We start from the raw sequence: 20,359 nt of genomic DNA on the forward strand, positions 1-20,359 counted from the left end.
CGAACGCCTCCCGGACGGTGCGCAGACCCGCGCGCTCGCCCGCGGCCAGCAGCGCCGACCCCGGCAGGCCGAGCAGCGGCAGCGCCCGGTCGTAGGCGACGACGGCGTCGACGACGGCCTGCGCCTGGCCCTCGTGGTGCACGGCGGTGTTGTAGAGCGCGCCGTGCGGCTTGACGTAGCGCACCGACGTGCCCGCCACCCTCGCCATCGCCTCGAGCGCGCCCAGCTGGTAGAGCACGTCGGCGGTGAGGTCGTCGGGGGCGACGTCGACGAAGCGACGCCCGAAGCCCGCGAGGTCGCGGTAGCCCACCTGGGCGCCGACGACGACGTCGTTCCGGGCCGCGGTCGCGCAGGTGCGACGCAGCGTCAGCGGGTCGCCGGCGTGGAAGCCGCACGCCACGTTGGCGCTGGAGACGATCCGCAGCATCGCGTCGTCGTCGCCCAGCTCCCAGCGGCCGAACGACTCGCCGACGTCGCTGTTCAGGTCCACCCGGCGGCTCACAGCGCCGCCAGCGGCTCGATCGAGCTGTACGCGAGGTACAGCGTGAGGAGCCAGGCGAGGACGCCCGCGGTGAGCAGCCAGACCGGGTACCGGTAGCCGTGCAGCAGGTCGCGCCGGCGCCACGCGATGTACAGCAGGATGCCGAACCCGAGCGGCAGGATGATGCCGTTGAAGGCGCCCGCGAACACGAGCAGCGTCTGGGGCGCCTGCTCGATCACGACGAACACCACCGTGGTCGCGACGATGAACCCGACCGTGAGCAGGTTGCGCACGCGCGGCGCGGTGCGCGACGTCGTCAGGAACGACACCGACGTGTACGACGCGCCGATCACCGAGGTGAGCGCGGCGGCCCACAGGATCAGGCCGAAGACGCGCAGGCCCGCCTCGCCCGCCGCGGCCTGGAAGGCGCTGGCGGCGACGTTGCCCTCGTCGAGGCCCGCACCCCCGGCAATGACGCCGAGGATCGCGAGGAACAGCAGGACGCGCATGATGCCCGTGACCACGATGCCGACCAGCGAGCCCCGGGTGATGTCGCGGACGTTCTCGGGGCCGCTCGTGCCGGAGTCGAGCAGGCGGTGCGCGCCCGCGTAGGTGATGTAGCCACCGACGGTGCCACCGATGATCGTGGTGACGGCGAGGACGTCGAACTCGCGCGGGGCGACGACGTTGACGAGCGCCTCGCCCACGGGCGGGCCGGACGTGACCGCGACGATCGCCGTCGCGACGATCATCACCACGCCGAGCACCAGGACGACGCGGTCCAGCGCGATGCCGGCGCGCTTGCTCAGGAAGATCCCGATCGCCACCAGTGCCGACAGCGCGCCGCCGATGCGCGGCTCGAGGCCGAGCAGGGCGTCCAGGCCCAGGCCGCTGCCCGCGACGTTGCCGATGTTGAACACGAACCCGCCGACGAGGACGAGCGCGGTCAGCACCCATCCGGCGCCCGGCAGCGCGTCGTTCGCGAGCTCGTGCGCGCGGCGACCGGCGACGCCGATCACGCGCCAGACGTTCATCTGCACCGCGACGTCCACGACGATCGACAGCACGATCGCGCACGCGAAGGCCGCGCCGAGCTGGAGGGTGAAGGTGGCGGTCTGGGTGATGAAGCCGGGGCCGATGGCGCTGGTGGCCATCAGGAAGATCGCGCCGATCAGCGCGGACCGCTTGCTGGCGGCGGCGACGGCGTCGGAGACCGCGGGCGTGCCCGGGTCGTCCCTGCCGGGTGCGGACGGGGTGCTCATGGGTCTCCTGCGGGTGGTCGGTCGGACGGGACGAGGCCAGTCCAGCGGTGACGTGTGTCACCGTCATGACGTCAACGTAAGGATTGTTGAACAATCCCGCAATACCCCACCGCCGCACTACAGTCCTCGCCATGACCTCTCGGACCGGCCTGGACGCCGCCCTCGCCACGCTCGAGGACGCCCGCCGGCGCCACCGGGCGGTGATGAGCACCTCGGGCGACCGGGCCGCCCGCGCCGTGCGTGACCAGGTCGTCGAGGGAAGGCTCCGCTCGGGCACCCGGCTGCCCGAGGAGCGGCTCGCCGCGGCCATCGGCGTCTCGCGCAACACCCTCCGCGAGGCGCTCAGCCAGCTCGTCGCCGAGCGCATCCTCGTGCGCGAGCCCCACCGCGGCGTCGTGGTCGCCACCCCGTCGGTCGAGGACGTGCGCGACGTCTACCGCGTCCGCCGCATCGTCGAGCCGGCCGCCCTGCGCGAGCCCCCGGCACCGGGCACGGACGTGACCGCACTCGCCCTGGCCGTCGACGAGGGGCGGACGGCCGACGCCGCGGGCGACGTCGACGGCGTGGCCAGCGCGAACCAGCACTTCCACCGCGCCGTCGTGGCGCTCGCGGGCAGCGCCCGGCTCGACGCGCAGATGGACCAGCTGCTGGCCGAGATGCGCCTGTTCTTCCACCAGATGTCCCGGCCCGACCAGTTCCACCGCCCCTACCTGGAGCAGAACTCCGACATCGCCGAGCTCGTGCTGGCCGGCGACCGGGCCGCCGCGGCCGACCTCCTCGAGGGCTACCTGGCCGGCGCCGAGGAGGAGCTGGTCGAGGCCCTGGGCCCGTGACGGCCTGCCCGTGGGCTCGGTCACACCTGACGGCCACGAAGGCTACTGGCTAGTAGCCTCCCTCCCACGCCCGCCGCGGAGCCTCGCGCCGACGGCCCGCGGGTTCGACGCCGAGACGCACCGGAGGACGCAGATGGACCAGATCAGGAAGGCCATCCTGGCCGGGGACACCGCACCGGAGGAGTTCGGGCACCTGCCCGTGCCGGAGTCGTACCGCGGCATCACCGTGCACAAGGACGAGGTCGACCTCTTCGAGGGCCAGGCCACCCGCGACAAGGACCCCCGCAAGAGCCTGCACCTCGACGACGTCCCGGTGCCCGAGCTCGCGCCGGGCGAGGCCCTGGTCGCCGTGATGGCGAGCGCGATCAACTACAACACCGTCTGGACCTCGATCTTCGAGCCCGTGTCGACGTTCTCGTTCCTCGAGCGCTACGGCCGCCTGTCCGACATCACCAAGCGTCACGACCTGCCGTACCACGTGGTGGGCTCCGACCTGGCCGGCGTCGTGCTGCGCGTCGGGTCGGGCGTCAACAAGTGGAAGCCCGGCCAGGAGGTCGTGGCGCACTGCCTCTCGGTGGAGCTCGAGAGCCCCGACGGCCACGACGACACGATGATGGACCCCGAGCAGCGCATCTGGGGCTTCGAGACCAACTTCGGCGGACTGGCCGAGCTGGCGGTCGTCAAGGCCAACCAGCTGATGCCCAAGCCCGACCACCTGACGTGGGAGGAGGCGGCCAGCCCCGGCCTGGTCAACTCGACGGCCTACCGCCAGCTGGTCTCGCGCAACGGCGCCGACATGAAGCAGGGCGACACCGTCCTGATCTGGGGCGCCTCCGGCGGCCTGGGGTCCTACGCCACGCAGTTCGCCCTCAACGGCGGCGCGACCCCGGTCTGCGTCGTCTCCTCGCCCGAGAAGGCCGAGATCGTCCGCTCGATGGGCGCCGAGCTGGTCATCGACCGCTCCGCCGAGGGCTACTCGTTCTGGAAGGACGAGCACACCCAGGACCCGCGGGAGTGGAAGCGTCTCGGGGCCAAGATCCGCGAGCTCACCGGCGGCGACGACCCCGACATCGTCTTCGAGCACCCCGGCCGCGAGACGTTCGGCGCCAGCGTCTTCGTCGCGCGCAAGGGCGGCACGATCGTCACCTGCGCGTCGACGTCCGGCTACATGCACGAGTACGACAACCGCTACCTGTGGATGAACCTCAAGAAGATCCTCAGCTCGCACTTCGCCAACTACCGCGAGGCCTGGGAGGCCAACCGCCTGGTCGACATGGGCAAGATCCACCCGACGGTCTCGCGGGTCTACCCCCTCGACCAGACCGGTCAGGCGGCGCTCGACGTCCACCACAACCTGCACCAGGGCAAGGTCGGCGTGCTGTGCCTGTCGCCCGAGGAGGGCCTCGGCGTGCGCGACCCCGAGAAGCGCGCCCTGCACGAGGACGCGATCAACCGCTTCCGCGGCGTCTGAGGCCTGGCGTGCGCGCCCGGAGAGCCCCGCGACGGGCCGTCGAGGGTCGCCGGGCGCACACGCCGACCCGCTAGTCTGGGAACACCCACCGACCCCTCCGCGATCTCGAGGCTGATGCATGTCTGACCACCACCAGGGACTCTCGATCTTCGACTCGACCGAGCAGATCCCGGTCAAGGGCGGCAGCTCGCAGGCGCCTGGATTCCCCGTGGTCCGGCGCGGCGGCTACGACCCCGCCGCCGTCGACGCGTTCAGGCGCAGCGCCGAGTCCGACGTGCAGCAGGCCCGGGCCGAGGCGCACCGCGTCCACACCCGCGTGCAGGAGCTCGAGCGCCAGGTCGCCAAGCTCCGCCAGGACCTCACCGAGCGCGACCAGCCCAGCTACGCCGGCCTCGGTGGGCGGGCCGCGGAGCTGCTGGGCCTGGCCGAGCAGCAGGCCGACGAGGTCGTCTCCCGCGCCCAGGACCAGGCCGAGGAGGAGCGCCGTCTGGCCGAGACCGACGCCGCGACGCTCCGCGCCAACGCCGCCAAGGAGGCCGACGACGTCCGGTCGGTGCAGCTGCGCGAGGTCGAGGACCAGCGCGACCGTCTCCTCGCCGACGCCGAGCGCGAGCGCGCCCTGGCTGTCGCCGAGGCCGAGGACGTGCGTGCCCGCGCCGCCCGCGAGGCCGAGCAGGTGACGCTCGCCGCCGCGTCCGAGGCCACCAGCACCCGCACCTCGGCCGTCCGCGAGGCCGAGAAGATCCGTGCCGCCGCCGACCGCGAGGTCACCGAGGCCCGCCGCGTCCTGGCACTGGAGAAGGAGCGGCTCACCCGTGAGGCGGCCGACGCCCACGCCGCCGCCGCCGACCAGACCGCCAAGATCGTCGCCGACGCCGAGTCGCGCGCCGGCGCGGCCGAGAGCCGGGCCGCCGAGGCCATCGCCGAGGCCACCAAGCACCGCGACCAGAGCCGCGCGGAGTCCGAGCGCGTCGTGTCGCGCGCCCGCCGCGAGGCCGAGCAGATCATCGCCAGCGCCCGCAGCCAGGCCGAGCAGTCGGTCGCGCAGCGCCGCGCCGACGCCGAGCGCCAGGTCGCCAAGGCCAAGGCCGAGCTCGACCATCTCCAGGCGCGGCGTGACGGCATCGTCGGCCAGCTGGCCCAGCTGCGCGACATCGTCGCCTCCTTCGCCGGGGCCGACCTGCAGCCCACGACGCCGGCCGACGAGACCCCGTCGAGCGCGCTGTCCGAGCCCACGCCGAGCGGCCCCGTCGCCCGCGAGGACGTCGACGTCACGGCTGAGCAGCCGCTGCCCGGCACCGGCGGTGACGACGCGACGAGCGAGCCGTCCGACGCCTCGGACATCGAGGTCACCGAGCAGATCGAGCTGCCCGGCACCGGGAGCACCGCCGCCGACCAGACCACCGAGCTGCAGCCGGTGGGCGAGGACCGCGCCCGTCGCGGCGCCAAGCGTCCGGCCGGCAAGCCCGCCAAGCGCGCCCCGCTCGGGGGCGGCAACGCCACCGCCGCCGACCTCGCCGGCGACGACTCCCCCACCACGAAGTAGGCGGGCGGTGACCCGCGCCCCCGGCGCGGGCACCGACCGCGACACCCTCCACGCCGACTGCTCGAGCTGCCTCGGCCTGTGCTGCGTGGCCCTGCCGTTCGCCCGGTCGGTGGACTTCGCGATCGACAAGGCGTCCGGTGAGCCCTGCCGCAACCTCGACGAGCACCTCGGCTGCGGCATCCACGACCGGCTGCGCGAGTCGGGGTTCCGCGGCTGCACCGTCTACGACTGCCTGGGTGCCGGCCAGAAGGTGACCCAGGTGGTGCTGGCGGGCCAGGACTGGCGGTCCTCCCCCGACACGGCGTCCCGGATGTTCGCGGTGTTCGGCGTCGTCCGGCAGCTGCACGAGCTGCTCTGGCTGCTGGCCGACGCACGCGGCCGCGACCTCCCGGCCGACCTGCACGCAGACCTGCGCCACGCCGACGACGCGATCGAGGCGCTCACCCGCGCCGACGCGGACGTCGTGCTCGCCGCCGACCTCGACGCCTGGCACCGCGACGTGGACGTGCTCCTCGCCCGCACCAGCCGGTCCGTCCGCGGTGACGACGGCGCCGACCACCGCCGGGCCGACCTCCTGGGGGCGAGGCTGCGGGGTGCCGACCTGCGTGACGCCGACCTGCGGGGCGCGCTGCTCATCGCCGCCGACCTGCGCGGCGCCGACCTGCGGCGGGCCGACCTCGTCGGCGCCGACCTCCGCGACACCGACCTGCGGGCCGCCGACCTCACCGACGCCCTGTTCCTCACCCAGCCGCAGCTGATCGCCGCCCGCGGCGACGCCTCCACCCGGCTGCCGGGGTGGCTGAGCACCCCGTCCCACTGGCCCACCTGACCCCGCACCCCGTGGTCGAGATACGGCTTGCGCACCACCGACGGCGCTCCGGTGGTGCAGAAGCCGTATCTCGGCGACTCGGGGCGGGTCAGTCGCGGGGCTCGAAGGCCGCGACGGTGCGATCGGCGTAGGCCGAGGAGTCCGCCTTCTCCATGGGGCCGTCCCAGGTGGTGGGGAGCGGGGTCGCGACGCCCGGCACCAGTCGCTGGACGACCTCGTCGAGCACGCGCTCGCTGTCGCCCACCCACAGGTGCTTGGCGCCGTCGACGGCCACCACCTCGGCCTGCGGCACCCGCGCGAACCGCTCGCGGGCCTCGGCGGGACGCAGGTAGTCGTCGAGCTCGGGCACCAGCGCGGTGAGGGGCTTGCCCGACCCGGCCCAGGCGTCGAGGTCGGCGTCGGTGCTGTAGCGCAGCGGCGGCGACAGCAGCACCGCACCGTGGACGACGGGGTCGAGACCGTACCGCAGGGCGAGGTCCGTCCCGAACGACCAGCCGACGAGCCACGGGTCGGGCAGGTCCTCGAAGTCGGCGTGCTCGATGGCGGCGGCCACGTCGAAGCGCTCGTCGCCGGCCTCGTCGAACGTGCCCTGGCTCGTGCCCTGGACGCTGGACGTGCCCCGCGTGTTGAAGCGCAGGACGGCGAGCCCGGCGAGCGCGGGCAGGCGGTAGGAGGCCTTGCGGAACAGGTGGCTGTCCATCATCCCGCCGTGGGTGGGCAGCGGGTGCAGGCAGATCATCGTGGCGACCGGGTCGCGGTCCAGCGGCACGGCGATCTCGCCGACGAGGTCGAGCCCGTCGGCCGTGTGCAGCGTCAACGGCTCCCGCCGGGCGGGCAGGATCGAGTTTCCGCGGATGACCTGGGCGTCCGTCACGGAGCCAGCGTAGAGGCGCTCACCCGAGGCGTTGCCAGCAGGCGCGGTGCCAGTGCCGGCGCTCGTCGAGGGCCGAGTCGCTGAGCAGGGCCTTCTCGACCGGCCACACCACGACGTGCGGCGTGGACGGGCCGATGGCCTGGCTGCACCCGGGGCAGCGGTACTGCTTGGACGACGCCGCGCCGGTGACGCTGCGCACGACCCACTCGGCCCCCGAGCGCCGCTCCACCTGCTGGTGGCCGCCGAGCCAGCTGCCGGAGCCGGCCTCGGCCGCACGCTCCGCGCGGTGCTGCTGGCGCGCCTGTCGTCGTCCCGCCCGGCTCGCCATGGGTCCAGCGTAGGTCGTGCCTCAGGCCGGCGTGTGGTCGCGGAAGCCGCGGCCGGTCTTGCGTCCGAGGTACCCGGCGGTGACGAGGTGCTCGAGCAGCGGCGCGGGCGCCCAGCCCGGCTCGCGGAACTCCGAGAACAGCGTGCGCTGGATCGCCAGCGACACGTCGTTGCCCACCACGTCGAGCAGCTCGAACGGCCCCATCGGCAGGCGGCACCCCTGCTTCATGGCGACGTCGATGTCGTCGGCCGTCGCGTAGTGCGCCTCGAGCATGCGCACCGCGTCGTTCAGGTACGGGAACAGCAGGGCGTTGACGATGAACCCGGCACGGTCGCCGCACGACACCGCCACCTTGCCGATGGCCGCGCAGAGCGCCTGCGTGGTCTCGGTGACGTCGGGCGTGGTGGCGACCGTCGAGACGACCTCGACCAGCTTCATCACCGGGGCGGGGTTGAAGAAGTGCATGCCGACCACGTCGCCCGGACGGGTGGTGGCGGCGGCGCACTCGATGACCGGCAGCGAGGACGTGGTGGTCGCGAGGATCGCGCCCTGCTTGCAGATCCGGTCCAGGTCGCCGAACAGGTCGAGCTTGACCTGCAGGTCCTCGGCGACCGCCTCGACGACGAGGTCGACGTCGGCCAGGTCCTCGCGGCTCGTCGACCCCGACAGCCGGGCCAGGACGGCGTCGCGACCGGTCTCGTCCAGGCGTCCCTTGGAGACGGCGCGGTCCAGGCTCGCGGTGATGCGGGCGCGCACGGCGTCGAGCTTGTCCTGCGAGCGGCCCACGTAGACGACGTCGTGACCGGCCTTGGCGAACACCTCGACGATGCCCGAGGCCATCGTGCCGGTGCCGACCACGCCGACGGTGCGGACGCCGCGGCGCAGCTGCGGCGCGTCGTCGGCCGAGGGCGTCTCGTCGTCGCCGACGACGGTGGGCGAGCCGGCCTCGTCGTAGGTGTAGAAGCCGCGGCCGCTCTTGCGACCGAGCAGGCCCGCGGTGACCATCTGCTTGAGCACCGGCGCCGGCGCGTGCAGGCGGTCGCGGCCCTGGCGGTACATCGTCTCCAGGATCTCGAACGCGGTGTCCAGGCCGATCAGGTCGAGCAGCGCGAGCGGGCCCATCGGGTAGCCGCAGCCGAAGCGCATGGCGGCGTCGATGTCCTCGCGGGAGGCGTAGCGGCTCTCGTACATGGACGCGGCGTGGTTGAGGTAGCCGAAGAGCAGGGAGTTGGCGATGAAGCCGGCCTTGTCGCCGGCCACCACGGGGTTCTTGCCCAGGTCACGGGCGAACGCGACGACGTCGTCGACGACGTCCGGCGCGCTGACGACGGTGCGCACCACCTCGGCGAACTGCTGCACGGGGGCGGGGTTGAAGAAGTGCAGGCCCACCACGCGCGACGGGTGCGCGGTGGCGGCCGAGATCTCGGTGACCGAGAGCGAGGAGGTGTTGGTGGCGAGGACGGCGTCGGCGGCCACCAGTGCGTCCAGCTCGGCGAAGAGGCCGCGCTTGAGGTCGAGGCTCTCCCCGACGGCCTCGACGACCAGCCCCGCGGGCGCGACGGCGGCGAGGTCGGTGGTGAAGGTGATCCGGCCGAGCAGCTCCTTCTGGGCCACCTCGTCGAGCTTGCCGCCGGCCACCGCGCGGGCCACGGAGTGCTCGACGGACTCGCGGCCGCGCTCGAGCGACGCGTCGTCGCGCTCGACGGCCACCACGTCGACGCCGTGCCGCGCCACGACCTCGGCGATGCCGGCACCCATGGTGCCCAGCCCGACCACTCCGACCGTCGTGAACTCTCGCGCCATGGACCGTGCCCTTCGTCGGTGCTGCAGGTGGTGACCCCCGCCGGTTACCGACGGGTAGCCACCCGGTGTCGGCAGTGTGCCACGTCGACCCGCCGACCGGCCGTGAGTCCGGTCACGTCACCGCGCGCTCACTATGCTGAGGCCATGAGCTCTCGTCACTCCGCGCCTCGGGGCCGCGGCCGCATCGTCGCCGTCGGCGCCGTGGTCGTGGTCGTGGTCCTCGTCGTCGTGGGCGCCGTCCTGCTGAACCGCGGGGGTGACGACACACCGGCCTCGTCCGGTGGCGGGTCCACCGCCACGCCGAGCACGAGCGCCCCCACCACGGCCACCCCGACGCCGTCGGCCGCGACGACCGTGCCCGACGAGCCCGACGTGACGCAGCCCACCGAGACCGCCGGACCGGGCGACGACGGCGCCAGCACCGGCACCGAGGACCCCGCCCTGGCCAAGATGGCCGGCACGTGGAAGACCGAGGACAACTTCTGGGTGCTGCGCCTCACCGCGCAGGGCACCTTCGAGGAGGACTTCGACGGCGTCGAGAACACCCGCTCGGGCGACTACGTCCTCAAGGGCACGAAGTTCACCCTCAAGGGCGGCGACGGCAACGACAACAGCGGCGTGCTGCGCGGCTCGGACAAGCTGGTCTTCGACGACCAGGTGCTCGTCAAGCAGTAGGCCCCTCGGCCGTCCGGCGCGCCCGTGAGAGGGTTGCGGCGTGCGTCTCGTCATCGCCCGCTGCCAGGTCGACTACGCCGGCCGGCTCACCGCCCACCTGCCCCTGGCGACGCGTCTGGTGCTGGTCAAGTCCGACGGATCGGTGTCGATCCACAGCGACGACCGCGCCTACAAGCCGCTGAACTGGATGAGCCCGCCGGCCACGCTGCGTGAGGGCGTCGGCGACGACGGCCGCACCGTGTGGACCGTGTCGGCGCACAAGACCGACGACACGCTGCGGATCACCATCGAGGAGATCCTGCACGACTCCCAGCACGACCTCGGCGTCGATCCCGGGCTGCAGAAGGACGGCGTCGAGAAGCACCTGCAGGCCCTGCTGGCCGACCACCCGGTCGCCCTGGGTGCCGGCATGAGCCTGGTGCGGCGTGAGTTCATGACCGCCATCGGCCCCGTCGACCTGCTCTGCAAGGACGCGGGCGGCGCGTCCGTCGCCGTCGAGATCAAGCGCCGCGGCGACATCGACGGCGTCGAGCAGCTCACCCGGTACCTCGAGCTGATGAACCGCGACCCCCTGCTCGCCCCGGTCCGCGGCATCTTCGCCGCGCAGGAGATCAAGCCCCAGGCCCGCACCCTCGCCAAGGACCGCGGCATCGACTGCGTCACCGTCGACTACGACGCCCTCCGCGGCGTCGACGACCCCTCCCTCCGCCTGTTCTAGGACCAGCAGACAGGCAAACAGCCCCAGCCACGGAGCCGATCCGTGGGTTCGGCGGTGCCCGTCCGCCCCGCGGCACCGCCCGCAGGTGCACGACCTCCGCGCGGACGGGTGCTGACGAACCGACGGATCGGCGCCGTCGCGCGAGCACCTCGGACCACCGCCCGCTGCCGCGCAGCGTCACCACCGGTCTGAACCGACGGACGGGTGGTGCGGAAACGACGGACGGGTGGTGCGGAAACGACGGATGGCGGAAGGATGGGGCCGTGCCCACCCTCCACGCCGTGCGCGGCGACATCACGACCCTCGACGTTGACGTCGTCGTGAACGCGGCCAACAGCGGCCTGCTGGGAGGCGGGGGCGTCGACGGCGCGATCCACCGGGCGGGCGGACCGGCGATCCTGGCCGAGTGCCGCGAGCTGCGCGCCACCACCTGGCCCGACGGCCTGCCCACCGGCGAGGCCGTGGCCACCACCGCCGGCGACCTCCCCGCCCGCTGGGTGGTGCACACCGTCGGACCGGTGTGGAGCCGCTCGAGCGACCTCTCGGGCCGCCTGCGCTCCTGCTACACGCGCAGCCTGGAGGTCGCCGACGGGCTCGGCGCCGCGTCGGTCGCCTTCCCGTTGATCTCCGCGGGCGTCTACGGCTGGCCGCTCGACGACGCCGTCGAGCAGGCCGTGACGGCGATCGAGGCCTCGGGATCGGCCGCCGACGTCACCCTGGTGGCGTTCTCGGACCCGATCCTCGACCTGATGACGGCCCGGCTGGCGTGAGCGACGCCGCGCGCCGGGCGCTCGCCGACGACCTCCGCGACGTGTGGGCGCCGCGGGCCGGCACCGGGCCCGTCACCGTGCTCGACGTCGGCGACGGGTCCGACGGCCTGCTGCTGGCCGGCGACGGTCACCAGGTGACGGTGCTCGCCCGCTCCCCCGACGACGTCCGGGGCCGCGTCGACCAGGCCCGCCTCGGCCACCGCTGCACCGTGGTCACCGAGCTCGCGCCGTCCGTCGCCTGGATCGACGTCGCCGTCGCCCACGACACCCCGCTGACCCACGACGCGGTCGCCGACCTGGCGTCGCGGGTGCGCCCCGGGGGGTTCGTGTCGCTCGCGGGCCGCGATCGCCCGACGGCGGACGACGCGGAGCGGTGGCTCGCCGACGCCGGCCTGCGCGTCGTCGTCCGCCGCGACGACCGGCTGTGGCACGTGCTCGCCGTGACCGGCCGCTGATCCCGCGGAGGCTCAGCCCAGGGCGGCGACGTGGGAGGCGACCTCGTCGGCGCAGCCCCACGACAGCGTGACGCCCGCGCCGCCGTGGCCGTAGCAGTGGACGACGGGGCTGGCGCCGTCGCGCACCTGGGTCTCGAGGCGCACCGACGGCCGCGACGGGCGCCACCCGACGCGGTGCCCCAGCACGGGTGTGTCGGCGATCTGGGGGACGATCCGGGCGGCCCGGGCGAGGATGTCGCGGGCGGTCTGGGGATCGGGGTCGGCACGCCAGTCGTCGGGCTCCTGCGTGCCGCCGACGACGACGTCCTCGCTGCGGGGCACGACGTAGGTGAGCGCGGATCCGGACGCGGCGGCGAGCCAGACGTCCTCGACGCCGCACGGCGCCACGCGCACGACCTGGCCGCGCACCGGGTGCACCGAGGCGTCGGACGCCAGCAGGCGGTTGCCCATCCCCGAGGCGTTGACGACGACGTCGCCGCCTGCGGGCAGGGCCGGGAGCGCCGTGCGCGACAGCGTGCCGCCCGCAGCCTCGAGCCGCTCGACCAGCCATGGCAGGTAGTGCCGCATCTCGACCACGGGGGCGGTGAACGTCCATGCCCCTGACCAGCCCTGGGGCGCGGAGTCGTCGCGCGTCAGGTCGGGGACGGCGCCGGCCCACCACGGCTCCGCCGGGCGACCGTCGAACAGCTCGTGGGAGCGCCGCATCCGCACGAACGGCAGCTCACCGGCCAGCTCGCCGAGCACCTCGTACGTGCGCGCGGACCACGTCGCGACGCGATCCTGCGGCTGCGCCAGGTAGGGGTACCACCAGGCCGCCGCGACGGCCGACACCGTCTCCAGCGGCAGGTCGCGCGCCATGACGTGGACGTCGTGGCCGTCCTCGCACAGGCGCACCGCGCAGGTGAGGCCGACGACGCCCGCGCCGACGACCAGCACCCGCACGGTGGAGCCTCAGGCCCCGGCGACGGCGGGCGCGGTCGGGTCCGTGCTCTCGCCGGCGTCCTCGCGGGCCACCCAGTCCTCGATCGCCTCGAGGTCGTGCTGCGAGCGGGTGACGATGTCGAGCAGGTCGCCCATCTTGGAGACCTCCTCGACCTGCTCCTTGATGAACCACTGCATGAACTGGTCGGACGCGAAGTCGGACTCGTCGCGGGCGATCTTGGTGAGGGCGAAGATCTGCTCGGTGACGCGCTTCTCCTGGTCGAGCGCGAGCTTGACCGGGGCGACGACGTCGGCGAACTCGTTGACGGGCGCCTCGACGCCGGGGATGCGCGCGGGGGCGTCGACGTCGAGCAGGTACTGCACCATCATCATCGCGTGGTCGCGCTCCTCGAGGGCCTGGGCGAAGAACGTGGCGGCCATGCGGGGCATGGTGAGGTCGTCGTAGTAGATCGCGATCGCCAGGTACTGCTGGTGCGCGGCGAACTCGTTGCCGATCTGCTCGTTCAGCTGGGCGACGAACTTCGGGCTGGCCATCGGGTGCTCCTTCGAGGTGGTGAGGTGAGGGATGCCTTACCTGTGCGGTACGGTACCGGCGTGGGTCACAAGGCGGGCAAGCTCCCCAAGAAGAAGTGCTGCGTCGACAAGCCACGCTGCAAGCGCTGCCCGATCCGGATGCTCGCCGAGGGCACGATGCCCGACGGCTACACGGTCAAGAAGCGCAGGCTCGTCAAGGTGAAGAAGGGCGACAAGCGCTCGCAGGTCACGAAGGCGGCCTGAGCCCGCACGGAGGCGTCCCGGTGTGCAGTTGTGACACCGAACCTAGTGCCGCGCGGCCGTTGCTTCCACGAAGGAACGGCTGCCCAAAGCAAGCCGTGCCTGGCCTGGGGTGCCGTCAGTCCAGCTCGTGGGCGGCGCGGATGACGTCGACGATCCGTCCCATGATCTCGGTGAGCCCGAAGTCCTTGGGCGTGAAGACGCCCGCGACCCCCTGCTCGACGAGCCGACGGGCGTCGGAGTCCGGGACGATCCCGCCGACGATCAGCGGCACGTCGTCCAGGCCCGCCTCGCGCATGCCCGCGATGACCTCGGGCACCAGCTCCATGTGCGACCCCGACAGGATCGACAGGCCGACGCAGTGCACGTCCTCGGCCACGGCGGCCGCGACGATCTCGGCCGGGGTGAGCCGGATGCCCTGGTAGACCACCTCGAACCCGGCGTCCCGGGCGCGGACGGCCACCTGCTCGGCGCCGTTGGAGTGCCCGTCGAGGCCGGGCTTGCCGACGAGCAGCCGCAGCCGCGAGCCGATCTGCTCGCCCGTCTGCCGGACGCGGGCACGCACGGCGGTGAGCTCGGCCCCGGCCTCGGCGGTGCCGACGCCGCCCGACACCCCGGTGGGGGCCCGGAACTCGCCGAACACCTCGCGCAGGGTGCCGGCCCACTCCCCCGTCGTCGCGCCCGCGCGCGCGGCCTCCAGGGTGGCGGACATCAGGTTGGTGTCGGTCTTGGCCTCCGAGCGCAGACGGTCCAGGGCGGCCTCGACGGCGCCCTCGTCCCGCTGGGCACGCCAGGCCTCCAGCGCGGCCACGGCGCTCGCCTCGGCCTCGGGGTCGGCGGCCTGGATCGCGGTGTCGGGGTCGGCGGTCAGGGGCGACGGCTCGGTCTCGGTGTACTTGTTCACACCGACGACGGTGATCTCGCCGGACTCGATCCGGGCCCGACGCTCCGAGTGCGACGCCACCAGCGCCGACTTCATGTACCCGGACTCCACGGCGGCGATCGCCCCACCCAGCGCCTGGACGCGGTCGATCTCGGCGGTAGCGCCCTCGACGAGCTCGGCGACCTTGGCCTCGATCACGTGCGAGCCGTCGAAGATGTCGTCGTGCTCGAGCAGGTCGGACTCGAAGGCCAGCACCTGCTGCAGCCGCAGCGACCACTGCTGGTCGAACGGTCGCGGCAGCCCGAGGGCCTCGTTCCAGGCCGGCAGCTGGACGGCGCGGGCGCGGGCGTCCTTGCTCAGCGTCACGCCCAGCATCTCCAGGACGATGCGCTGCACGTTGTTCTCGGGCTGCGCCTCGGTGAGCCCGAGCGAGTTGACCTGCACGCCGTAGCGCAGCCGACGCATCTTGGGGTCCTCGACGCCGTAGCGCTCGTGGGTGATCTGGTCCCACAGGCGCGAGAACGCGCGCATCTTGCACGTCTCCTCGATGAAGCGGACGCCGGAGTTGACGAAGAACGAGATCCGTCCGACGACCCTGCCGAAGTCGGCCTCGTCGACCTGGCCGGAGTCGCGCACGGCGTCCAGGACCGCGATCGCGGTGCACAGGGCGTAGGCGAGCTCCTGGACGGGCGTCGCGCCGGCCTCCTGCAGGTGGTAGCTGCAGATGTTGAGCGGGTTCCACCTCGGGATGGTCGCGACGGTGTACGCGATCATGTCGGTGGTCAGCCGCAGGGAGTGCTCGGGCGGGAAGACGTACGTCCCGCGCGACAGGTACTCCTTGATGATGTCGTTCTGCGTGGTGCCGGTGAGCTGCGCGCAGACCGCCGAGACGTCCTCGCCCGCGGCCTCGGCCTGCTCCTCGGCGGCCACCTGGTAGAGCGCGAGCAGCCACATCGCGGTGGCGTTGATCGTCATCGAGGTGTTCATGCCCGTCAACGGGATGCCCTCGAACAGGCGGCGCATCTCGCCCAGGTCCGGGACGGGCACGCCGACCTTGCCGACCTCGCCGCGGCTCAGGACGTGGTCGGGGTCGTACCCGGTCTGCGTCGGCAGGTCGAAGGCGACCGACAGACCGGTCTGCCCCTTGGCCAGGTTGCGGCGGTACAGCGCGTTGGACCCCGCCGCGGAGCTGTGCCCCGCGTAGGTGCGCATCACCCAGGGGCGGTCGCGGTCGGGCACGGGCGTCGGCTCGGACATGGCGACAGGTTAGACCTAAGTGACCGGTGGGTAACGTACGCGTGAGGCGCGTCACTCCCACCGCCGGCGCACGCCCGTCCTGACAGCACACGGTGGCCCGGTGCACACTGGGCCCATGGTGAGCTTCGGATCGGCCAGTCTCGGCTGGTGGTTCCTCCCCTTCGTCATCTTCGGCGTCCTGGGGGTCCTGATGCTCCTCACCCGCTGGACCTTCTCCCCCGCCAAGCGTGCGCCGGCCCAGCCGCCGCGCTTCGGGCTGCTCGAGACCCTCGCGGAGTACCCCACCGCCGAGAAGGCCGAGGTGACGGCCCACCGGCTGCGCGTCCAGGGGATCAAGGCCTCCACCGGGCACCACGGTGGCAAGCACTACCTGCTCGTGTGGCGCAACCAGTCCGAGCTGGGCAAGGTCGCGCTCGCGCGCATCGACGGGCCCGGCAAGGCCTGAGCGTCCCGTCGCCCTAGGGTGGCTGCATGGTCAACCTGACGCGCATCTACACCCGCACCGGTGACGACGGCACGACGTCGCTCGGCGACATGAGCCGCACCTCCAAGCAGGACACGCGCCTGCTCGCGTACGCCGACGTCGACGAGGCCAACTCGCACCTCGGCCACGCGATCGCGCTCGGCGCCCTCGACGACGACGTGGTGGCGGTGCTCCGACACGTGCAGAACGACCTGTTCGACGTCGGGGCCGACCTGTCGTGCCCGATCGTGGAGAACCCCGAGTTCCCGCCCCTGCGCGTGGAGCCGGACTACGTGGACCGCCTCGAGGGCTGGTGCGACACCTACAACGACCAGCTCGAGAAGCTGCGCTCGTTCATCCTCCCCGGGGGGACGCCGACGGCGGCCGTGCTGCACGTGGCCCGTACCGTCACGCGCCGCGCCGAGCGCTCGTCGTGGGCCGCGGTCGCCGACCACCCCGACACCACCAGCGTCCTGCCGGCCAAGTACCTCAACCGCCTCAGCGACCTGCTGTTCATCCTCGCCCGCTACGCCAACCTCGCCGACGGCGACATCCTCTGGGTCCCCGGCGGCGACCGGTGACGCCCCCGTCCGCGATCTGAAGCCTTGTGGTGCTCACAACCGCTCGATGAGCACCCGAAGGCATCAGATCGCGGACGGGAGAGATGCTCGGTGGTCCTCAGATGACGCGGCTGGAGTCTCGGCCGGGGGGCGCGGACTCGAGCCAGGCCAGCAGGCCGGTGAGGGCGCTGGGGCTGAGGGCGAACTGCACGGGTCCGTCGACGGTCGTGCACTCGACGATGACCGCACCCGCGTGCAGCGAGTAGGCCTCGTTCTGGTCGGGGTCGCGACGGCGCACCACCTCGACGCGTCCGCGCTCGAAGCGTCGGCGCGGGCGGGGCGAGAGCGAGAACACCCTGAACCACTCCAGGTGGGTGTCGTTGAAGCGACCCACGCCGAGCATCCACCCGCGCAGGCCGCCGCCCTCGCGCTCGTTGACGCTGAGGTCGAACGTGGGGTGGTGGCGCGACACCACGCGGCGTCGCACCACCAGCCCGAGGAGGAGCAGCAGGACCACTCCGACGATCACGCCGAACGAGTCGAGCAACCACAGCCAGAACGGCACCGCGCCTCCTCCTCGTCAGGGTCGGCCCCGCTGGTGCGGGGCCCCGGCGGCCGGCCGTCGGGGTGAGCTAGCCGGCCATCTCCACGGCCCGGACCTTGGCCTCGGCGCGGGCGAGGCGCTCCTGCGCCTCGGCCTCGTCCAGACCGTCGGCCTTGGCCTTCTCGACGTCGGCCTTGGCCTGCTCGACGTCGATCTCGTGCGACATCTGTGCATCCTCGGACAGGATCGAGACCCGGTCGTCGGCGATGGAGAGGAAGCCCCCCTCCACCGCCGCGAACCACGTCTCGCCGTCCTCGGTGTCGATCTCCACGACGCCGTCGACGAGCAGCGACAGCACGGGCGCGTGCCCGGGCAGGACGCCGATGTCGCCCTCGACGGTGCGCGCGACGATCGTCTTGGCCTCGCCGGACCACACGGTCCGGTCGGCCGCGACGAGCTCGACGTGCAGGGTGCTGTCAGCCATGCCGGTGCCTCAGGAGTTCTTCTGGATGTCGGCCCACTTCGCGTCGACGTCCTCGAGACCGCCGCACATGAAGAAGGCCTGCTCGGCCACGTGGTCGTAGTCGCCGTCGCAGATCTTGGTGAAGGCGTCGATGGTCTCGTCGAGCGGGACCGTGGAGCCCTCGATGCCGGTGAACTGCTTGGCCACGTACGTGTTCTGCGACAGGAAGCGCTGGATGCGGCGCGCCCGGTTGACGACGACCTTGTCCTCCTCGGACAGCTCGTCGACACCGAGGATCGCGATGATGTCCTGCAGCTCCTTGTTGCGCTGGAGGATCTGCTTGACGCGCGTCGCGGTGTTGTAGTGGTCCGCCGAGATGTACCGGGGGTCCAGGATCCGCGACGTCGAGGTCAGCGGGTCCACAGCCGGGTAGATGCCCATCGAGGCGATCTCACGGTTCAGCTCGGTCGTGGCGTCCAGGTGCGCGAACGTGGTGGCCGGCGCCGGGTCGGTGTAGTCGTCGGCGGGCACGTAGATCGCCTGCATCGAGGTGATCGAGTGGCCGCGCGTCGAGGTGATCCGCTCCTGCAGCGTGCCCATCTCGTCGGCCAGCGTGGGCTGGTAGCCCACCGCGGACGGCATGCGGCCGAGCAGCGTGGAGACCTCGGAGCCCGCCTGGGTGAACCGGAAGATGTTGTCGATGAACAGCAGCACGTCCTGGTTCTGGACGTCGCGGAAGTACTCGGCCATGGTCAGGGCCGAGAGGGCGACGCGCAGGCGCGCGCCCGGCGGCTCATCCATCTGACCGAAGACGAGCGCGGTCTGTCCGAGGACGCCCGACTCCTCCATCTCCTCGATGAGGTCGTTGCCCTCGCGGGTGCGCTCGCCGACACCGGCGAACACCGACACACCACCGTGGTCGCGGGCGACACGGGCGATCATCTCCTGGATGAGCACCGTCTTGCCGACGCCGGCGCCGCCGAACAGGCCGATCTTTCCGCCGAGGACGTAGGGCGTCAGCAGGTCGATGACCTTGATGCCGGTCTGGAACATCTCGGTCTTGGACTCGAGGGTGTCGAACGCCGGCGCCTTGCGGTGGATGCCCCACCGCTCCTCGACCTCGAAGGTCTCGCCCTCCTTGAGGTTCAGCACGTCGCCGGTGGTGTTGAACACCTTGCCGAGCGTGGCGTCGCCGACCGGGACGCTGATCGGGCCGCCGGTGTCGGTGACGGGCGCGCCGCGGACGATGCCGTCGGTGGGCTTCAGCGAGATGGCCTTGACCATGCCGTCGCCGATGTGCTGGGCGACCTCGAGGGTCAGCGTGGCCTTGACGCCACCGACCTCGGTGTCGACGGTCAGCGCGTTGTACATGTCGGGGATGGAATCGACGGGGAACTCGATGTCGAGGACCGGGCCGATGACCCGCGCGACGCGGCCGGTGGCCCCGCCCGCCTGGGTGGTGGACTCTTCGTTGATCGTGGCAGTCATCTCTCTCACTCACTCCCCGCAGTCGCGTCGGCGAGCGCGCTCGCGCCACCGACGATCTCGCTGATCTCCTGGGTGATGCCGGCCTGGCGGGCCTGGTTGGCGATTCGTGTGTACTTCTGGATGAGGTCCTCGGCGTTGTCCGTCGCGGACTTCATCGCCCGCTGGCGGGCGGCGAGCTCGGACGCGGCCGCCTGCAGCAGGCAGAAGTAGATCCGGCTGTTGACGTACTGCGGGAGCAGCGCGTCGAGGACCTCCGACGGCGACGGCTCGAACTCGTACAGCGGCAGGACCTCGCCCTCGTCGGGCTTCTCCTCCCCCTCGACGACCTCGAGCGGCAGCAGCCGGATGACGTCCGGCGTCTGCACCAGCATGGACTTGAAGCGGGTGAAGACGATGTGCAGCTCGTCGACCGCCCGCTCGGGGTGCTCGGCCTCGGAGTCCTCGGCGTCGGTGTTGAACGACGCGACGAGGGTGTTGCCGATCTCGCGGGCGTTCTCGTAGGCCGGCTTGTCCGAGAAGCCGGTCCACGACTCGATCAGCGGGCGCTGGCGGAAGTTGTAGTACTGCAGCGCCTTGCGGCCGGTGACGTAGAGGTCGACCTCCTTGCCCTCGCCGCGGAGCTTCTCGTTGAGGCGCTCGGCCTCCTTCAGCACCGCGGACGAGTAGGCCCCCGCCAGGCCGCGGTCACTGGTGACGACCAGGACCGCGGCACGCTTGGGGTTCTCGGCCTCGGTGGTCAGCGGGTGGTCGACGTTGGAGAACGTCGCCACCGCCGACACCGCGCGCGTCAGCTCACGGGCGTACGGCGCTGCCGCCGTGGCCTGCTGCTGCGCCTTGATGATCCGGGACGCAGCGATGAGCTCCATGGCGCGCGTGATCTTCTTGGTCGCCTGAGTCGACCTGATCCGTGCGCGGTACTCGCGGAGCGATGCTGCCATGG

23 protein-coding genes are annotated in these 20,359 nt (G+C 72.4%); 11 read left to right on the forward strand and 12 right to left on the reverse strand.

What is annotated here, in order from left to right:
* Together pxpA and ACI6PP_RS04635 are read right to left on the reverse strand one after the other, a co-directional pair.
* On the reverse strand, positions 1–502 hold a 502-nt coding region (gene pxpA / locus ACI6PP_RS04630), incomplete at its 3' end, for a 5-oxoprolinase subunit PxpA (protein WP_421109520.1).
* Complete coding sequence (locus ACI6PP_RS04635; protein WP_421109521.1) at positions 499–1,743, reverse strand: NRAMP family divalent metal transporter; 1,245 nt, start codon at positions 1,741–1,743, stop codon at positions 499–501. The genes ACI6PP_RS04635 and pxpA, both read right to left, overlap by 4 nt.
* A gap of 131 nt (positions 1,744–1,874) precedes the next feature.
* Between ACI6PP_RS04635 and ACI6PP_RS04640 the strand changes: the two genes are divergently transcribed.
* The 4 genes from ACI6PP_RS04640 (at position 1,875) to ACI6PP_RS04655 (ending at position 6,422) form a co-directional block, all read left to right on the forward strand.
* Positions 1,875–2,576, forward strand: coding sequence for a GntR family transcriptional regulator (locus ACI6PP_RS04640; protein ID WP_421109523.1), 702 nt, complete (start codon positions 1,875–1,877; stop codon positions 2,574–2,576).
* A gap of 133 nt (positions 2,577–2,709) precedes the next feature.
* A complete protein-coding gene (gene ccrA, locus ACI6PP_RS04645; protein ID WP_421109525.1) occupies positions 2,710–4,047 on the forward strand; it encodes a crotonyl-CoA carboxylase/reductase in 1,338 nt (445 codons plus the stop codon).
* 118 nt (positions 4,048–4,165) lie between these two features.
* Entirely contained in the window at positions 4,166–5,593 is a 1,428-nt protein-coding gene (locus tag ACI6PP_RS04650) for a hypothetical protein (protein WP_421109527.1), read from the forward strand.
* 7 nt (positions 5,594–5,600) lie between these two features.
* The gene (locus ACI6PP_RS04655; protein ID WP_421109529.1) at positions 5,601–6,422 is read left to right on the forward strand and encodes a pentapeptide repeat-containing protein; all 822 of its coding nucleotides are present in this window, start codon (positions 5,601–5,603) and stop codon (positions 6,420–6,422) included.
* A gap of 88 nt (positions 6,423–6,510) precedes the next feature.
* Here the strand turns inward: ACI6PP_RS04655 and ACI6PP_RS04660 are convergent, their stop codons facing one another.
* Genes ACI6PP_RS04660 through ACI6PP_RS04670 form a run of 3 tightly spaced genes read right to left on the reverse strand, consistent with a single transcriptional unit; the run spans position 6,511 to position 9,427 of the window.
* Complete coding sequence (locus tag ACI6PP_RS04660) at positions 6,511–7,296, reverse strand: alpha/beta hydrolase (RefSeq protein ID WP_421109531.1); 786 nt, start codon at positions 7,294–7,296, stop codon at positions 6,511–6,513.
* A gap of 19 nt (positions 7,297–7,315) precedes the next feature.
* Positions 7,316–7,624, reverse strand: a complete 309-nt coding sequence (locus tag ACI6PP_RS04665; protein WP_421109533.1) for a hypothetical protein — start codon at positions 7,622–7,624, stop codon at positions 7,316–7,318.
* Positions 7,625–7,645: 21 nt separating this feature from the next.
* Positions 7,646–9,427: a 3-hydroxyacyl-CoA dehydrogenase family protein gene (locus ACI6PP_RS04670; protein ID WP_421109535.1), complete on the reverse strand. Its 1,782-nt coding sequence runs from the start codon at positions 9,425–9,427 to the stop codon at positions 7,646–7,648.
* Positions 9,428–9,571: 144 nt separating this feature from the next.
* Here ACI6PP_RS04670 and ACI6PP_RS04675 point away from each other — a divergent pair, with 144 nt between their 5' ends.
* The 4 genes from ACI6PP_RS04675 (at position 9,572) to ACI6PP_RS04690 (ending at position 12,045) form a co-directional block, all read left to right on the forward strand.
* Entirely contained in the window at positions 9,572–10,102 is a 531-nt protein-coding gene (locus ACI6PP_RS04675; RefSeq protein ID WP_421109536.1) for a hypothetical protein, read from the forward strand.
* Positions 10,103–10,142: 40 nt separating this feature from the next.
* Positions 10,143–10,820 carry an endonuclease NucS gene (nucS, locus tag ACI6PP_RS04680; RefSeq protein ID WP_421109537.1) on the forward strand — a complete coding sequence of 226 codons (678 nt, stop codon included), beginning with the start codon at positions 10,143–10,145 and terminating at the stop codon, positions 10,818–10,820.
* Positions 10,821–11,083: 263 nt separating this feature from the next.
* Positions 11,084–11,590: an O-acetyl-ADP-ribose deacetylase gene (locus ACI6PP_RS04685; RefSeq protein ID WP_421109539.1), complete on the forward strand. Its 507-nt coding sequence runs from the start codon at positions 11,084–11,086 to the stop codon at positions 11,588–11,590.
* Entirely contained in the window at positions 11,587–12,045 is a 459-nt protein-coding gene (locus ACI6PP_RS04690; RefSeq protein ID WP_421109540.1) for a class I SAM-dependent methyltransferase, read from the forward strand. The genes ACI6PP_RS04685 and ACI6PP_RS04690 overlap by 4 nt, the downstream gene beginning before the upstream one ends.
* Before the next feature lie 12 nt (positions 12,046–12,057).
* Here ACI6PP_RS04690 and ACI6PP_RS04695 read toward each other — a convergent pair whose 3' ends face one another.
* Both ACI6PP_RS04695 and ACI6PP_RS04700 read right to left on the reverse strand, forming a co-directional pair.
* The gene (locus tag ACI6PP_RS04695) at positions 12,058–12,987 is read right to left on the reverse strand and encodes an FAD-dependent oxidoreductase (RefSeq protein ID WP_421109542.1); all 930 of its coding nucleotides are present in this window, start codon (positions 12,985–12,987) and stop codon (positions 12,058–12,060) included.
* 9 nt (positions 12,988–12,996) lie between these two features.
* Positions 12,997–13,521 (reverse strand): ferritin, encoded by a 525-nt coding sequence (locus ACI6PP_RS04700; protein ID WP_421109544.1) that lies wholly within the window; start codon positions 13,519–13,521, stop codon positions 12,997–12,999.
* Positions 13,522–13,581: 60 nt separating this feature from the next.
* On the opposite strand from ACI6PP_RS04700, the gene ACI6PP_RS04705 reads away from it, so the two are divergent.
* Entirely contained in the window at positions 13,582–13,764 is a 183-nt protein-coding gene (locus ACI6PP_RS04705) for a hypothetical protein (RefSeq protein ID WP_421109546.1), read from the forward strand.
* A gap of 115 nt (positions 13,765–13,879) precedes the next feature.
* Here the strand turns inward: ACI6PP_RS04705 and ACI6PP_RS04710 are convergent, their stop codons facing one another.
* Positions 13,880–15,901: a protein meaA gene (locus ACI6PP_RS04710; protein ID WP_421109547.1), complete on the reverse strand. Its 2,022-nt coding sequence runs from the start codon at positions 15,899–15,901 to the stop codon at positions 13,880–13,882.
* A gap of 115 nt (positions 15,902–16,016) precedes the next feature.
* Here ACI6PP_RS04710 and ACI6PP_RS04715 point away from each other — a divergent pair, with 115 nt between their 5' ends.
* Positions 16,017–16,346 carry a hypothetical protein gene (locus tag ACI6PP_RS04715; protein WP_421109548.1) on the forward strand — a complete coding sequence of 110 codons (330 nt, stop codon included), beginning with the start codon at positions 16,017–16,019 and terminating at the stop codon, positions 16,344–16,346.
* Positions 16,347–16,372: 26 nt separating this feature from the next.
* Positions 16,373–16,945 carry a cob(I)yrinic acid a,c-diamide adenosyltransferase gene (locus ACI6PP_RS04720; RefSeq protein WP_421109550.1) on the forward strand — a complete coding sequence of 191 codons (573 nt, stop codon included), beginning with the start codon at positions 16,373–16,375 and terminating at the stop codon, positions 16,943–16,945.
* A gap of 97 nt (positions 16,946–17,042) precedes the next feature.
* On the opposite strand, the gene ACI6PP_RS04725 is transcribed toward ACI6PP_RS04720, so the two are convergent.
* From ACI6PP_RS04725 to ACI6PP_RS04740, 4 genes are all read right to left on the reverse strand, one after another.
* Entirely contained in the window at positions 17,043–17,489 is a 447-nt protein-coding gene (locus ACI6PP_RS04725; RefSeq protein ID WP_421109551.1) for a DUF2550 domain-containing protein, read from the reverse strand.
* Positions 17,490–17,556: 67 nt separating this feature from the next.
* Positions 17,557–17,952, reverse strand: coding sequence for a F0F1 ATP synthase subunit epsilon (locus ACI6PP_RS04730; protein ID WP_421109552.1), 396 nt, complete (start codon positions 17,950–17,952; stop codon positions 17,557–17,559).
* A 9-nt stretch (positions 17,953–17,961) separates the two neighbouring features.
* Positions 17,962–19,419, reverse strand: a complete 1,458-nt coding sequence (gene atpD, locus ACI6PP_RS04735) for a F0F1 ATP synthase subunit beta (RefSeq protein ID WP_476712921.1) — start codon at positions 19,417–19,419, stop codon at positions 17,962–17,964.
* A 5-nt stretch (positions 19,420–19,424) separates the two neighbouring features.
* Positions 19,425–20,357: a F0F1 ATP synthase subunit gamma gene (locus ACI6PP_RS04740; RefSeq protein ID WP_421109555.1), complete on the reverse strand. Its 933-nt coding sequence runs from the start codon at positions 20,355–20,357 to the stop codon at positions 19,425–19,427.
* Between the last annotated feature and the right edge of the window lie 2 nt (positions 20,358–20,359).

The organism is Solicola agrisoli (assembly GCF_049059935.1).
Classification (GTDB): Bacteria; Actinomycetota; Actinomycetes; order Propionibacteriales; family Nocardioidaceae; genus JAURVT01.

What these genes read in the sequence shown, in the direction of transcription:
- ACI6PP_RS04670 (WP_421109535.1), bottom strand. Translation starts at nt 9,427, where the DNA reads ATGGCGCGAGAGTTCACGACGGTCGGAGTGGTCGGGCTGGGCACCATG.
- ACI6PP_RS04730 (WP_421109552.1), bottom strand. Translation starts at nt 17,952, where the DNA reads ATGGCTGACAGCACCCTGCACGTCGAGCTCGTCGCGGCCGACCGGACC.
- atpD (WP_476712921.1), bottom strand. Translation starts at nt 19,419, where the DNA reads ATGACTGCCACGATCAACGAAGAGTCCACCACCCAGGCGGGCGGGGCC.
- ACI6PP_RS04700 (WP_421109544.1), bottom strand. Translation starts at nt 13,521, where the DNA reads ATGGCCAGCCCGAAGTTCGTCGCCCAGCTGAACGAGCAGATCGGCAAC.
- ACI6PP_RS04635 (WP_421109521.1), bottom strand. Translation starts at nt 1,743, where the DNA reads ATGAGCACCCCGTCCGCACCCGGCAGGGACGACCCGGGCACGCCCGCG.
- ACI6PP_RS04715 (WP_421109548.1), top strand. Translation starts at nt 16,017, where the DNA reads ATGGTGAGCTTCGGATCGGCCAGTCTCGGCTGGTGGTTCCTCCCCTTC.
- ACI6PP_RS04675 (WP_421109536.1), top strand. Translation starts at nt 9,572, where the DNA reads ATGAGCTCTCGTCACTCCGCGCCTCGGGGCCGCGGCCGCATCGTCGCC.
- ACI6PP_RS04720 (WP_421109550.1), top strand. Translation starts at nt 16,373, where the DNA reads ATGGTCAACCTGACGCGCATCTACACCCGCACCGGTGACGACGGCACG.
- ccrA (WP_421109525.1), top strand. Translation starts at nt 2,710, where the DNA reads ATGGACCAGATCAGGAAGGCCATCCTGGCCGGGGACACCGCACCGGAG.
- ACI6PP_RS04650 (WP_421109527.1), top strand. Translation starts at nt 4,166, where the DNA reads ATGTCTGACCACCACCAGGGACTCTCGATCTTCGACTCGACCGAGCAG.
- ACI6PP_RS04710 (WP_421109547.1), bottom strand. Translation starts at nt 15,901, where the DNA reads ATGTCCGAGCCGACGCCCGTGCCCGACCGCGACCGCCCCTGGGTGATG.
- ACI6PP_RS04665 (WP_421109533.1), bottom strand. Translation starts at nt 7,624, where the DNA reads ATGGCGAGCCGGGCGGGACGACGACAGGCGCGCCAGCAGCACCGCGCG.
- ACI6PP_RS04640 (WP_421109523.1), top strand. Translation starts at nt 1,875, where the DNA reads ATGACCTCTCGGACCGGCCTGGACGCCGCCCTCGCCACGCTCGAGGAC.
- ACI6PP_RS04740 (WP_421109555.1), bottom strand. Translation starts at nt 20,357, where the DNA reads ATGGCAGCATCGCTCCGCGAGTACCGCGCACGGATCAGGTCGACTCAG.